General features: G+C 30.8%; 14 protein-coding genes. 7 read left to right on the forward strand and 7 right to left on the reverse strand.

Annotated elements, in window-relative coordinates:
* Positions 1 to 11 precede the first annotated feature (11 nt).
* Positions 12 to 356: a winged helix-turn-helix transcriptional regulator gene (locus tag ACKTTC_RS09030; protein ID WP_408039485.1), complete on the reverse strand. Its 345-nt coding sequence runs from the start codon at positions 354 to 356 to the stop codon at positions 12 to 14.
* 121 nt (positions 357 to 477) lie between these two features.
* Here ACKTTC_RS09030 and ACKTTC_RS09035 point away from each other — a divergent pair, with 121 nt between their 5' ends.
* The 5 genes from ACKTTC_RS09035 (at position 478) to ACKTTC_RS09055 (ending at position 6,403) form a co-directional block, all read left to right on the forward strand.
* A complete protein-coding gene (locus tag ACKTTC_RS09035) occupies positions 478 to 1,248 on the forward strand; it encodes a type 1 glutamine amidotransferase domain-containing protein (RefSeq protein WP_408039486.1) in 771 nt (256 codons plus the stop codon).
* Between the two features lie 3 nt (positions 1,249 to 1,251).
* Positions 1,252 to 1,881 carry an NADPH-dependent F420 reductase gene (locus ACKTTC_RS09040; RefSeq protein ID WP_408039487.1) on the forward strand — a complete coding sequence of 210 codons (630 nt, stop codon included), beginning with the start codon at positions 1,252 to 1,254 and terminating at the stop codon, positions 1,879 to 1,881.
* A gap of 695 nt (positions 1,882 to 2,576) precedes the next feature.
* The gene (locus ACKTTC_RS09045; protein WP_408039488.1) at positions 2,577 to 3,914 is read left to right on the forward strand and encodes an autotransporter outer membrane beta-barrel domain-containing protein; all 1,338 of its coding nucleotides are present in this window, start codon (positions 2,577 to 2,579) and stop codon (positions 3,912 to 3,914) included.
* A 22-nt stretch (positions 3,915 to 3,936) separates the two neighbouring features.
* Positions 3,937 to 4,989 (forward strand): imelysin family protein, encoded by a 1,053-nt coding sequence (locus ACKTTC_RS09050; protein ID WP_408039489.1) that lies wholly within the window; start codon positions 3,937 to 3,939, stop codon positions 4,987 to 4,989.
* Positions 4,990 to 5,047: 58 nt separating this feature from the next.
* On the forward strand, positions 5,048 to 6,403 hold the full coding sequence (locus tag ACKTTC_RS09055; protein ID WP_408039490.1) for a di-heme oxidoreductase family protein: 1,356 nt from the start codon (positions 5,048 to 5,050) through the stop codon (positions 6,401 to 6,403).
* Between the two features lie 217 nt (positions 6,404 to 6,620).
* Here the strand turns inward: ACKTTC_RS09055 and ACKTTC_RS09060 are convergent, their stop codons facing one another.
* The 4 genes from ACKTTC_RS09060 to ACKTTC_RS09075 all read right to left on the reverse strand — a co-directional run bounded on the left by ACKTTC_RS09060 (position 6,621) and on the right by ACKTTC_RS09075 (position 9,624).
* Positions 6,621 to 7,529 carry an alpha/beta hydrolase gene (locus ACKTTC_RS09060; protein WP_408039491.1) on the reverse strand — a complete coding sequence of 303 codons (909 nt, stop codon included), beginning with the start codon at positions 7,527 to 7,529 and terminating at the stop codon, positions 6,621 to 6,623.
* Between the two features lie 9 nt (positions 7,530 to 7,538).
* Positions 7,539 to 8,081 carry a nuclear transport factor 2 family protein gene (locus ACKTTC_RS09065; protein WP_408039492.1) on the reverse strand — a complete coding sequence of 181 codons (543 nt, stop codon included), beginning with the start codon at positions 8,079 to 8,081 and terminating at the stop codon, positions 7,539 to 7,541.
* 1 nt (position 8,082) lies between these two features.
* Positions 8,083 to 8,628, reverse strand: a complete 546-nt coding sequence (locus ACKTTC_RS09070) for a nuclear transport factor 2 family protein (protein ID WP_408039493.1) — start codon at positions 8,626 to 8,628, stop codon at positions 8,083 to 8,085.
* A gap of 87 nt (positions 8,629 to 8,715) precedes the next feature.
* On the reverse strand, positions 8,716 to 9,624 hold the full coding sequence (locus tag ACKTTC_RS09075; RefSeq protein WP_408039494.1) for a helix-turn-helix domain-containing protein: 909 nt from the start codon (positions 9,622 to 9,624) through the stop codon (positions 8,716 to 8,718).
* A 141-nt stretch (positions 9,625 to 9,765) separates the two neighbouring features.
* Here ACKTTC_RS09075 and ACKTTC_RS09080 point away from each other — a divergent pair, with 141 nt between their 5' ends.
* Both ACKTTC_RS09080 and ACKTTC_RS09085 read left to right on the forward strand, forming a co-directional pair.
* Complete coding sequence (locus ACKTTC_RS09080) at positions 9,766 to 10,392, forward strand: TetR/AcrR family transcriptional regulator (protein ID WP_408039495.1); 627 nt, start codon at positions 9,766 to 9,768, stop codon at positions 10,390 to 10,392.
* Between the two features lie 2 nt (positions 10,393 to 10,394).
* Entirely contained in the window at positions 10,395 to 10,880 is a 486-nt protein-coding gene (locus ACKTTC_RS09085) for an Mpo1 family 2-hydroxy fatty acid dioxygenase (protein WP_408039496.1), read from the forward strand.
* A gap of 249 nt (positions 10,881 to 11,129) precedes the next feature.
* Here ACKTTC_RS09085 and ACKTTC_RS09090 read toward each other — a convergent pair whose 3' ends face one another.
* Together ACKTTC_RS09090 and ACKTTC_RS09095 are read right to left on the reverse strand one after the other, a co-directional pair.
* The gene (locus tag ACKTTC_RS09090; protein WP_408039497.1) at positions 11,130 to 11,663 is read right to left on the reverse strand and encodes a CIA30 family protein; all 534 of its coding nucleotides are present in this window, start codon (positions 11,661 to 11,663) and stop codon (positions 11,130 to 11,132) included.
* Between the two features lies 1 nt (position 11,664).
* Entirely contained in the window at positions 11,665 to 12,345 is a 681-nt protein-coding gene (locus ACKTTC_RS09095; protein WP_408039498.1) for an SDR family NAD(P)-dependent oxidoreductase, read from the reverse strand.
* Between the last annotated feature and the right edge of the window lie 2 nt (positions 12,346 to 12,347).

Raw genomic sequence — 12,347 nt, forward strand, 5'->3', positions numbered from 1 at the left:
AGAAAAAGAGATTAATGCTTAATTCCATCTTGTTCCATTAACTGGAATCCATAATCTCTTAAAGAAGCTATTATAGGTATGGCTTCCGCTCCTTTTTGTGTAATAGCATATTCAACTTTTACAGGAACTTCTGGTAAAATGTTTTTTAAGATAAAACCATCATCACATAACTCTTTTAAGTTTTTGCTTAACATTCTGTCTGATATATTTGCAATGCTTTTTTTCAATTCAGAATAGCGCCAAACTTTATCTTTTACTCTCCATAAAATAGGCATTTTATAAGTTCCGCCAATTTTGGCAAATACATATTCTACAGGCGTATAATACTTTTTGTTATTACTTAAAAATGATGGCATACTTACTTTAATGTTAGTTACTAACAAATATAGTGATTTGTAAAACCAATTGTGCTTACAAATATTTTTGTATGTGTATAAATAATTAAAAATCAACACTAAAATTATAAACAAGAATATTATGGCAACACAAATAATAGAAACACAACAGTATGTACATTTTCATAGTGCAGCAACTAAAGGTAATATTTTAATAGTAGCTAGTAGTCCTACTATTTCTAAACAAACTGGGTGGCCTATTGGCTTTTGGGGAGCAGAATTAACACATCCTTTATATGTATTTAAAGAAGCAGGATATGAAGTAACACTTGTATCTACAGATGGCGGAGCAATTACTATGGATGCTTATTCCGATCCTACGGATGAAAGTGGTTATTCTGCAAATGATGTAATCACATTAGGTTATATGCAGCAAAAATGGTTTAGCGATTTATTAAAAAATACTTTAAAGTTTACAGCAATTGATGTGAATGCATACGATGCGATCTTTTTAGTAGGTGGTCAAGGACCTATGTACACATTTAAAGGAAATAAAGAACTACAAAATTTATTTTCTACTTTTTATGAAACCGGTAAACCTAGCGCAGCAGTATGCCATGCAACTACTTTATTATTAGAAACAAAAACAACTAATGGAGAACTACTTGTAAAAGATAAAACTTGGACTGGTTTTGCTAATACAGAAGAAGACTTTGCTGATAATGCTGTTGGAATGCAAATTCAACCTTATAGAATAGAAGATGAAGCCAAAAAAATAACTAATACTACTTTTAAAGTAGTCGCTCCTTTTACTTCTTATGCTATTGCAGATGGAAATTTGATTACTGGTCAGCAACAAAACTCAGGGGCAGCAGTTGCTAAATTATTAATAGATCAACTATCAAAAAAATAAGAAATGAAATTAGCATTTATAGGTATTGGAAATGTAGGATTTGCTATTGCTAATAATCTACAAAGAAAAGGACATAAAATAATTATAGCTCATAATGATTTAAAAAATGAAACCGTTCAAAAAGCCTTGCAAAAGAACACGGCTTTTACAGTGCAAAAAATGCAAGAAGCTATTCATAATGCAACTGTTATTTTTTTAGCAACTCCTTTCTCTGTTTCTAAAGAAATACTAGAAACATTGCATTTTAAAGGTAAAATATTAGTTGATTGTACCAATCCGGTAGGAAAAGGAATTTCTCATGGCTTAAACAGCAAAATTTCTGGCGCAGAGAAAATACAAGAATGGGCATCAGATGCTAAAGTTGTAAAAGCCTTTACTATTTATGGTTTTGAAAACCTTATTAATAGTAATTTTCCTAATTACAATATAAACCCCGTAATGATGATTGCTGGAAATGACTTAATATCAAAAAAACAAGTAAGTAAATTATGTGAGGACTTAGGCTTTCAAGCCCTAGATACTGGTACTTTAGATCTAGCTTTACATCTAGAGCATCTTACTTTATTATGGGTAAAAATGGTACGCAGAGATGGGCACCATCCTAATTTTACTTGGGCATATTTAGAGAAGTAAATTAGTTTTTACTTCTTAAGCCACTACAATTATCAATCGGTAATAGAGTCTAATCGCACAATAAGATTATAAGTTTCACTCTTGATAATTTGTTTACTGAAAAAAAGGTCTATTCTTACAGAAATAATAGTCTTACTAATTGATTATTTTTTTTAGAAAGCTTCTTATTCTCTTTTTTTGTTCCCGAAATGGAGCTACCAGTAGTATAATTGAAGTCATTTTATAACATAAAATAACAGTAGCGAAATTAAAAGAAATAATTTATTGAGTTTTCTATATACTCAATAAATAATACAATTTTATTTTTATTTAGATCAAGGGGGAGGATCATCTATAACGGGTGGTCTCCCCCAACTTGATTTTACTTATGTTTTTATTTAATTCAAGAACTATAAATAAATTGGAAATGCATGTATACAAGCTATACTTTTCAATTTGTAGTATCCTATTTTACCTTTCATAGTTCTATTTCAATTTGTTTTTTCTACTTTCTTTTAAAGGAATATTTTAATATCATCGTAAACTTCATATATCTTTTTTACCATTCTTTTCTAAAAAAAACAGGTAGGTCTTTACTGAAAGAAAGACACCATTTCACTGAAATTAAACTCTCATTTATTGATTATTTTTTCATAAAGCCTTGCTTCTATCTTCTTTTGCGCCTTAATTAAAATTAGTCTAAATAAACACATTAAATGTATTTAAGAAATATTCTAGCCATACTAGTAATTACTTTTCTACAAAAGTTACATGCCCAACAAATAAATATAGATAGTTTAAAACATCAAATAAAAAAAGAGCTCAAAGAAGAATATGCTATAGCAAAAAACAAGAGTAATTTACTCAGGTGGAAAAATTTTAAGTTAAGAGGTTATGGTGCCATTAATTATTACAAAAATGATTTTGACACAAACCCAAATGAAAAAGATAAAATAGATCCAGAGCGTTTAAATTTGTATTTAGATTACAACTTTACTCCTAAAATTGCTTTAAAAACAGAAATTGAATTCGAACATGGTGGTACTGGAAGTACTTTAGAATTAGAAACTTTTGAAGAAGGAGGTGAATTTGAACAGGAAATAGAAACAGGTGGTGAAGTAAAGCTAGAACAGGTATACATTAACTTTAACATATCTGAAAATTTCAATGTTAAAGCCGGTAGGTTTAAAATTCAATTCGGATTAGCTCAAAATTTAGATACTCCAGACGAATATTTTACCTCATATCGTCCAGAAATGGAAAACCAATTATTGCCTTTAGGTTGGTATGAAACTGGTGTAGATATTTATGGTAGCTTTTTTAAAGGAAGAGTAAAGTATCATGTTTCTTTTGTAAATGGTTTAGACGGTACTGGTTTTAATTCTCAAAACTTTATCAGAGATGGACATCAAACTCGATTTGAGATGATGAATGCGGAAGATTTTGCTATTTCTACAAGGTTAGATTATAAATTTGGAAAACATAAAAACACATTTGTAGGTTTTTCTACATACTACGGAAACACAAGCGGAAATAGACCCAAAAATGACATTGATGTAGATTCTTATCTTACCATGTTTGAAGGTCATTTTTCTTATAACGAACACCCTTTAAGAATTGCTTCTACAGCTATTTGGGGTGGTTTAGGAAATTCAGAAATTGTTTCCTTCTTTAATGCTAATCTATCTAATAATTTAGGGGTAAAACGAACTCCAGTTGCTAAAAGTGCATTAGGTTTTGCTACAGAAATCGGATACGATGTTCTTCCACTACTTTTTAACGACACTAAAGGAATGATGTTTTACCCTTTTATTCGATACGATTATTATGATACAATGCAAACTGTTGCTCAAGGAATTTCAGATAATCCAAGATGGCAAAGAAATGTTATAACTGGAGGTTTTAACTGGTTTGTAGCTCCAAAAATAATTGTAAAAACACATTATTCAGAACGAAAATTAGGATCTAAAAATATAGATCCAGTCACTGGTGCACAACTTTCAAATAACCAGATAGATAAAATATTTTCAATAGGTATCGGATTTACATTTTAAACTTAAATAAATAATAAACATCATGAAATCAATAATTACAAAAGGTTTTTTAACTGTTGCCACTGCAGCATTCTTTCTAACATCATGTAGTAGTGACAATGAAAGTAGCATCGTACAAAATCAAAAAGATTATACAAATCAAATAGATAATATTACAAATAATGTAATTATTACAACGTATACATCCCTTAATAGCAAAGCAAATGCATTAGTTACTGCTGCGCAATCTTTTACAATAGGAGATGCAATTGCTTTAGAAAGTACTAGGCAAGCTTGGAGAGATGCTCGTGAGCCTTGGGAACAATCTGAAGGTTTTTTATATGGTCCTGTAGATACTGAAGGAATTGATCCTTCAATTGATTCTTGGCCATTAGATTTAACATTTTTAAATACTGTATTAGGAAGTACAACGGCAATTACTCCTACCTTTTTAGCTAGTCAAAATAATAACGCCAAAGGATTTCATACTATTGAGTATTTATTATGGGGAATAGACGGTAGTAAAGTTGCTGCAGACTTTACAGCTAGAGAAATTGAATATTTACAAGCCGCTACTCAAGATTTACAAAATAATACACAAGCTTTATACGATGGTTGGATTTCTTCTGGAGGAAATTTTGCAGCACAATTCTTAACACTTCCTTCTACAAATTATGCTTCACAAAAAAATGTAATACAAGAAATTACTGATGGTATTTCTATTATTGCTGATGAAGTTGCAAATGCTAAAATAGAAGTTCCTTTAAATGGTAATGGAGGTAGCGCTGCTCCAGACCAGGAAGAATCTAGATTTGCTCACAATTCTAAGGCCGACTTTGTAAACAATATTATTAGTATTCAAAATATATACTTAGGTGGTTTAACAAGTATTGTAGCAGAAACTAACGCTACTTTAGATACAACAATTAAAACACAAATAACTGAAGCTATAGATGCAATTAATGCTATTCCTGGGACATTTACTGATGCTATTATAAACAATAGAAGCACTGTACAAAACGCACAAAGTAAAGTAAATACCTTATTTGACACTACAGAAAATGAGTTAAAACCATTTATAAATTCTTTAAACTAAAAATCTTTAAAAGAAATCACCATTGTATAATTTCTCTATTCAAAAACGGAATTTTTGTATGAAAAAAGTAATTTTCATAATATCCATAGTATTTATTGGATGCTCAAAAGACGAAATGGCTAATGAATATACACCTTTAACAGATATATCTGAAAGGGAGTTAGCTGGTGGAGCTACTACTATTTTCTCTTCTACATCTTTTGCTTTTGAAAATCCAGCGGCTAACTTAACGGGTATTAATTTAGAATTACATTTGGCTGGAGACGCTGAATTTGAGAATACATTTGTTACTGCTGGCTCTCCTATTAATCCAGGACTAGGGCCTCGTTTTAATAATACTAATTGTGTTGCTTGCCACCCAAGAGATGGGCGTGCTGATTTTCCTACGGATATTAATGCTCCTAGCGGTTTATTATATCGTATTTCTACAGGAAACGATATAAATAATGGGCCTATCGCTGTACCAAACTATGGAACGCAAGCTCAAAATCAGAGTGTAATTGGTTTTCAACCTGAGATGAACTATAAAGTAACTTGGGAAGAATTTAATGAAACACTTTCTGATGGTACTATTATAACATTAAGGAAACCTACTTTTAGTTATGAAAATCCTTATGTTCCTATTCCTGCCAATATTAAAATTTCAGCAAGAATAGCACCACCAGTCTTTGGTTTGGGGCTATTAGAAGCAATTCCTGAAAATGATATTTTAGCTATTGCTGATGAAAACGATATTGATAATGACGGTATTTCTGGAAAAGCAAATTATGTAATTAATCCAGAAACTGGAGCGAGAGAATTAGGAAGATTTGGTTGGAAAGCAAATACGTCTAATCTTAGAATTCAATCTGCCGCTGCATACCATGAAGATATGGGAATTACAAATGAAATTTTCACCAATGATATTCCTAATGATGGTTTTGCAGATGATCCAGAAATTACTCCAGAAGTTCTAAATCAAGTTACGGTGTATTGCCAAACATTAGCTGTTCCAGCAGTAAGAAATGTAATCGATACATCTGTACAAAAAGGTGCTACCATTTTTAATAGAATTAATTGTAATGCTTGTCATACTCCTAAGCAACAAACCGGAATTTCTACAATAAATGCTCTGGCAAATCAAACTATTTGGCCATATACAGATATGTTACTACACGATATGGGAGATGGATTAGCAGATAATAGAGGTGATTTCTTAGCTAACGGAAACGAATGGAAAACCAGACCTTTATGGGGAATTGGTTTAACACAAGTAGTGAACGGACATACTACTTTCTTGCACGACGGTAGAGCTAGAAATATAACCGAAGCCATTTTATGGCATGGCGGAGAAGCAGCTCAGTCAAAAGAAGAGTTTAAGCAATTAACAAAAGAAGAAAGAGACAATTTATTGAGCTTTATAAACGCTCTTTAAATCATACAATTCATTTTTATTTAGATCGAGAGAGAGGCTTATCCGTTATGGAGGGCCTCTTTCTATTTTAAAATGAGTAGTAAAATTTCTTTTTACAATAGGTATTTCTAGTTAGTATACAAAAAGAAAAAGCAAGAATTCAGGGGTAAAGAATTCTTGCTAGAAGTACGATTATGTATACCTATCGTCGTATCATAATCTTGGGGAGAGGGATTATTTATAATGCTTCTTGAAAAAACGTACTTGTTTTATCTACAGCTAACGTAACTTCTTCTTCTTGATCGTAAAACGCAAATTGATGCATTGGTGAAGCCATCTCTGTATCTACCCACACTAATTCTTTGTTTTCTGAAGTAACTTCATTAAAATATTTCTTTGTATAATCTGGCAATACACAACCATCTGAATGAATCATTAATAAAGGCTTATTAAGTTTTGCTGCAGATGGAAATGGATTTAACTTTAACCAATCTTCCCAAGTAGCCACAGCAAATTGATCTGCACTCCACTCTTTAATTGCACCACGCTCTGGATTTAAATAATAATCGTATTCACCAAACATTGCTGCAGTTTCATCTGTAGTAGAAATTGTTTTGATATACGTAAACTCTCCAGTTTCTGCATATTTTTTCTTAGCTTCTTGTGCTTGCTTTATTTTCCCTTGTACTCCTTCTTCTCCACCATAAAATAATTTTACAGCTTCACCATCGTGTAACCAAGAGGCTGTTGTTGCAACTGCTTTGATAGCTATATCTTCTGATGCTGCCATTAATGTATACATAGAGCCTGCACATACACCAAATGCACCAATTTTATCGCTTGCTACTTCTGGTAAGCTTTGTAAGTAAGCAACTGCATTCTTTATATCTTGAATTTTCATTTGTGGATTTTCCCAAGATCTTGGTACTCCTTCACTTTCTCCATAGTTTCTAAAATCGAATGCTAAAGTTATAAATCCGTTTTTTGCTATACGAGAAGCATACAAACCAGCCATTTGCTCTTTTACAGTAGTCCAACTACCTGAACATACAATTGCAGGATATGTTTTGCCTTCTTCGTAATTTTCTGGATAATATAAATTACCGACTAAGTTTAATCCTTCGCTTTTAAAGTTTATTTTTTTCATTGGGAGTTTTTATTTTATCTTATCAATTAATCCAAAACCACGTGCCGCTACAATTGGATTGAATATTTCTACATATTCTGTAATTTTACCTTCATCATTAAACTTAAATGTTGAGTAATAATTGTTACTATATACTCCTGCATTGTTCTTAAGTGTAATATTTCCTGTATACGATACAAATACAATAGTAGGGTCTTCCATTGCGTATAGTTCTTTAATTGGAAATGTCATTCCATCAAATAATGGAAATGTTGGCTTCCAATACGCTCTAATCGCTTCTTTCCCATTTGCCCCTTGCGGAAAAAGACCAGAATGATATGGATTTATGTGTTTCGCGTTTTCTGCAAATAAATCTGCAACAGTATCTGCGTTTTCTGCTTCTAATGCTTTAAAAAATGCTTTTACTGAATTTTTATTTTTAGTTGCTGTTTCCATTTTAGTTGTTTGTTGTTGTTTTAATTCATTTACTTCATTTTGTAACTGTGTTACTTTCTCTGAATTTGAACAAGACAATAATGTCCCTACGAATAGTATTGCTAATACTCTTTTCATTTTACTTTGCATTTTCAATAGCCTTCTGAATCAACCCGCTATTTCCATCTTGATATTTGTAGTTGAATTTCATTGAAGTTACTTTCCAATTACCTTCAATTTGCTCTACATTAAAATCATAACTTCCAACTACAGTCCATACATTACCTGCTTCATCTTCTAAATAATGTGTTGCTGTTCCGTAACAAAATACATGCGCTTTTGTTCCATTAACTTCTGTTATAAAGTTTCCTATTTGATGATGAGTGCTTGTAAAACCAGGTAAAACAGTTTTCCATGCATCTGTAATAGCTTTAGGAGTTAGTTCTGCTGCTGGATTACCAGACATTGATGCGTAATCTAAAAGTACTTTTGGTCCAAATTGCGCTTGCACTCCTTCCCAATTACGATTATCTGTGTTTATAAATACTTTTGTTACAACTTGTTCTATAGTGTTTACTTCAGTCATAATTATTGCTGTTTTTTGTGTTTCTTGTGATTTTTTTGTGTTCTGACATCCTACTGTAGTAGTACATAGTAATACTAGAATAATTCCTATTGTTCTCATGCTTATTTGTTTTTGATGATACAAAGATCTATCACTTTCACATGAAAGGATTTATGAAATCAAACTAAGAAGTATAAAAATCAAAGATTACCCGTTTTTTCGAAAAGAATTTGGGGTTTGTTGAGTAAGTTTCTTAAAAAAACTGCTAAAATTGTTCGGAGCTTCAAAATGTAAAGAGTACGCTATCTCTTTCACACTCATACTAGTATGCAATAATCTAGACTTAGCCAAATGCAATAGGTGGTTATGAATATGAGTTTTTGCAGTATGTCCAGTAATTTGCTTTACAATAGCGTTTAAATGATTGGGATGTACCGCTAATTGTTTGGCATAATAACTTGGTGAATGTGTCTTTTTCGTTGCAACTTCGCTTTCATAAAAACTAGTTTCTATTAGTGTTTGAAAACGAGACAATAAATGTACATCTGCTTTTCTAAATTCTTCATCGGCTTTGTCTTTGTGTACTTGTGTATTAAAAAAGCGTTTTACTAAATTCAACAATACAAGTGTTTGTGCTTCAATAATGGCTAATGAATCTTCTTTCAAATCTTGAAATTCTTCCATAATCCCCTCATATACAACCAATAATTTTGATACTTCTTTAGGTTTTACCGTAAAAGGAATAGACTTATCTATTTTTAAGAAAGGGAATTCAGAAAGTAAATTGCGTAAATGTTTTGATTGTAAGATAAATTCTTTTGAAAAAAGTATGTAATACCCTTTCCAATCGGGCAGGATGTCCCACGAAAGCAACTGAAATGGAGAATTAAAAAATACAGTGGCTCCTTCTGGAAAATTTGTATGATGACCAGAAACTACTTTTCCAGAGCCTTCTACTTTAATTGCTATGGCATAAAACTCATGTTTAAATGGTTCCATATTAGCAACAACCGTTTTCATGTTTTCTTCAAAACTTCGAATATCAAAATAAGGATGTAAAGGTTTCGGAATGTTTATTGCCTTACAATAATCTTCTATTTTTTTAAAATGCTCCACAAATCAAATCTACATTTTCTTTTCATTTCTTTCATTGTTTTTCAAAAAAATAACCATTAAAAATATTCATGGATATTATATATTTTGATTTTTAGTAAACATTTACTAATATTGAAAAATAAATAGAAAACTATTTCTAAATTGAAAGAAAAGATAAAAACTACTGCGCTACAATTATTTAATGAAACTGGAATTTCTACTGTTTCTATGCTTCAAATAGCTCAAAAACTAAATATTAGTGCAGGAAACTTAAGCTACCATTTTAAAAACAAAGAGCTACTACTAGAAGCTATTTTTGAAGATTTAAAAGAAGAATCTACAAAATTTCTCTTTCCGCCAAACGAGTATATAACCTTGCATCATTTCGAAAACTCTATGCGCAAATTTGATAGAGTACAATCTAAATACGAGTTCTTTTTTAATGAATTGGTACATATTACCAGGGTATATCCAAGTATTGCAAAAAGATATGAGGCAGTAAACCTGACTCGATTTAAAGAATCTAGAAAACTTATTGATTATTATATAGAAACAGACAGACTAAAACCTGAAAATGAGTATACCAATTATGATAAAATGATTCACTCTATTTGGATGATTAGTACTTTTTGGCAATCGCAAAAACAAATTATTACAGATACCGATTTTACATTAAATAAAGGTGATTTTATTGATTTCCATTGGAACTTATTAATCCCTTTTTTAACAGAAACGGGCTTAACTGAATATCAGCAAATTAAAAAATATACAAATACAAACCCTTTATAGTTATGCGAAAAATAGACTTATTATTAAATGAATATGGAGAAAGTCATCAAACAAAGCTTAACAGAATTATACATTATTTTTGCGTTCCTGCTATTGTACTAAGTATTATTGGCTTATTAGCAGCTATACCAACGCCTGCTTTTATTATAAACTTGTTTCCTGATAGCTTAACCGCTTATGCACATTTTGGCACTATTTTTTTACTAATTGCTTCAGTTTATTATTTACGACTTTCTTTTGTGTTATTTTTAGTAATGCTTGTATATTCTATAATTGTGTTATGGCTTATTAATCTAATTTCTCAAATTAATATTATGCCTCTTTGGGCTTTTATGACTATCATTTTTGTGGTTTCATGGATTATTCAGTTTTATGGACATAATCATGAAGGAAAGAAACCTTCTTTTATAAAAGATGTACAGTTTTTGTTAATTGGGCCAGCTTGGACTACAAGTCATTTATTTGAAGCTCTAAATATTAAGTTTTAATAAAATATACTACTTCTAAATACACCACCGAAATAAAACATTCCTATTACAATAGCGATATTGATGTTCTATAAATAAATATTCTCAATTTATTTTATCATATATTCAATTTTTATTGTATTTTACTGATTAAGAAAACAAAATTATATAAACACTGTTCGTTTATAAAAACCCTTCAAATTAAAAAAGCGAGAAATTGATATGTAGATATCTATTCTCGCTTTTTAATTATAGGTAAGTACTAAATTCTTATATAATTTGTATCGTATCTATTTCTAATGCGAAACTTTCATCTTTCTTATTTCCAATGAGAATTGCAACTTCTTTGATTCTATTGGAAGCAAAGTTTTCTTTATTAAGTTTATAACCTCTAAATGATGGATAAAAATTTACTAGATCGAGACTTATAGTCTGCCAATCTCCATTTGTTTGAAAAGATTGTATATACCAATATCGTTGGTGTTTTTTGGCTTTAATTCTGAATTGATACTTTTTACCATCTCCTTTTATACGTAGTATAATTTTCTTAGAGTTTTCTTTTAAATCAATTGATACAGGTAATCTTACCATTGCAAAACCTCCATTATTCTCTGTAGAAACATTTCCTGAAAACACTCCTTTTCCTTCATTATTTAACCTTATAGAAGAGTTTGAAATTCCTCCCATAACATCATCATTCGTTGTGTTCCATTTTTCTATTGAAACATCTTTATCAAAATCAAATACAGTAATACTTTCTTGAAAGCACATCATAAGAAATAATATAACCATTAATTGTTTCATGCTATAATTTTAAACTCACAATACCTGCATCTATGGGAAATACTTGTCCTGAAATAGCTGAGGCATTTTCTGATAATAAATAACTAGCCAAACTTGCCACTTCTTCTGGTTGTAAATATTTTTTTAATGGATGTCGTTGTTCCATATTTTCTTTCTGCTTATCGTTACGCAATAGTTTTTCTGCTAAAGAAGTTTCAGTTACTGTTGGAGCAATACAATTAAACCTTACTTTGGTAGCAAACTCTCCAGCTAATGATTTTGTAAGCCCTTCTACTGCAGATTTACTTGCAGAAACACTCGCATGAAAAGGCATTCCTAATTTTGTAGCTACAGTACTGAACAATACAACGCTACCTTGGTTATTCTTTAAAACATTAATATACTTCTGAATGACTTTAACCGCACTTACTACATTAATTTCGAAATCACTTCTAAAATCTTCTAACGATAATCTGCCAATAGGTTTTAAATTGATACTTCCAGGACAAAAAACCAATCCGTTAATTGGTATGTCTAAATCTGGTAATTCGTCTTGTAACACATCTATTGAATAATGTGTTACATTAGGATGTATTGCTATTTCACTCCTACTAAAATTTATAATACGATGCGATTCTTTTAACGTATCTATAATCGCTTTTCCAATTCCTTTACTTCCTCCTATTATTAAAATAGTTTTCATGT

Origin of the sequence: Tenacibaculum amylolyticum (assembly GCF_964511145.1) — a bacterium.
Taxonomy (GTDB): domain Bacteria; phylum Bacteroidota; class Bacteroidia; order Flavobacteriales; family Flavobacteriaceae; genus Polaribacter; species Polaribacter amylolyticum.

Bases quoted from the DNA above. Each gene is read 5' to 3' on its own strand.
- ACKTTC_RS09060 (WP_408039491.1), bottom strand. From the start codon at position 7,529: ATGAAAAAAATAAACTTTAAAAGCGAAGGATTAAACTTAGTCGGTAAT.
- ACKTTC_RS09030 (WP_408039485.1), bottom strand. From the start codon at position 356: ATGCCATCATTTTTAAGTAATAACAAAAAGTATTATACGCCTGTAGAA.
- ACKTTC_RS09065 (WP_408039492.1), bottom strand. From the start codon at position 8,081: ATGAAAAGAGTATTAGCAATACTATTCGTAGGGACATTATTGTCTTGT.
- ACKTTC_RS09040 (WP_408039487.1), top strand. From the start codon at position 1,252: ATGAAATTAGCATTTATAGGTATTGGAAATGTAGGATTTGCTATTGCT.
- ACKTTC_RS09070 (WP_408039493.1), bottom strand. From the start codon at position 8,628: ATGAGAACAATAGGAATTATTCTAGTATTACTATGTACTACTACAGTA.
- ACKTTC_RS09050 (WP_408039489.1), top strand. From the start codon at position 3,937: ATGAAATCAATAATTACAAAAGGTTTTTTAACTGTTGCCACTGCAGCA.
- ACKTTC_RS09090 (WP_408039497.1), bottom strand. From the start codon at position 11,663: ATGAAACAATTAATGGTTATATTATTTCTTATGATGTGCTTTCAAGAA.
- ACKTTC_RS09035 (WP_408039486.1), top strand. From the start codon at position 478: ATGGCAACACAAATAATAGAAACACAACAGTATGTACATTTTCATAGT.
- ACKTTC_RS09045 (WP_408039488.1), top strand. From the start codon at position 2,577: ATGTATTTAAGAAATATTCTAGCCATACTAGTAATTACTTTTCTACAA.
- ACKTTC_RS09095 (WP_408039498.1), bottom strand. From the start codon at position 12,345: ATGAAAACTATTTTAATAATAGGAGGAAGTAAAGGAATTGGAAAAGCG.
- ACKTTC_RS09085 (WP_408039496.1), top strand. From the start codon at position 10,395: ATGCGAAAAATAGACTTATTATTAAATGAATATGGAGAAAGTCATCAA.
- ACKTTC_RS09055 (WP_408039490.1), top strand. From the start codon at position 5,048: ATGAAAAAAGTAATTTTCATAATATCCATAGTATTTATTGGATGCTCA.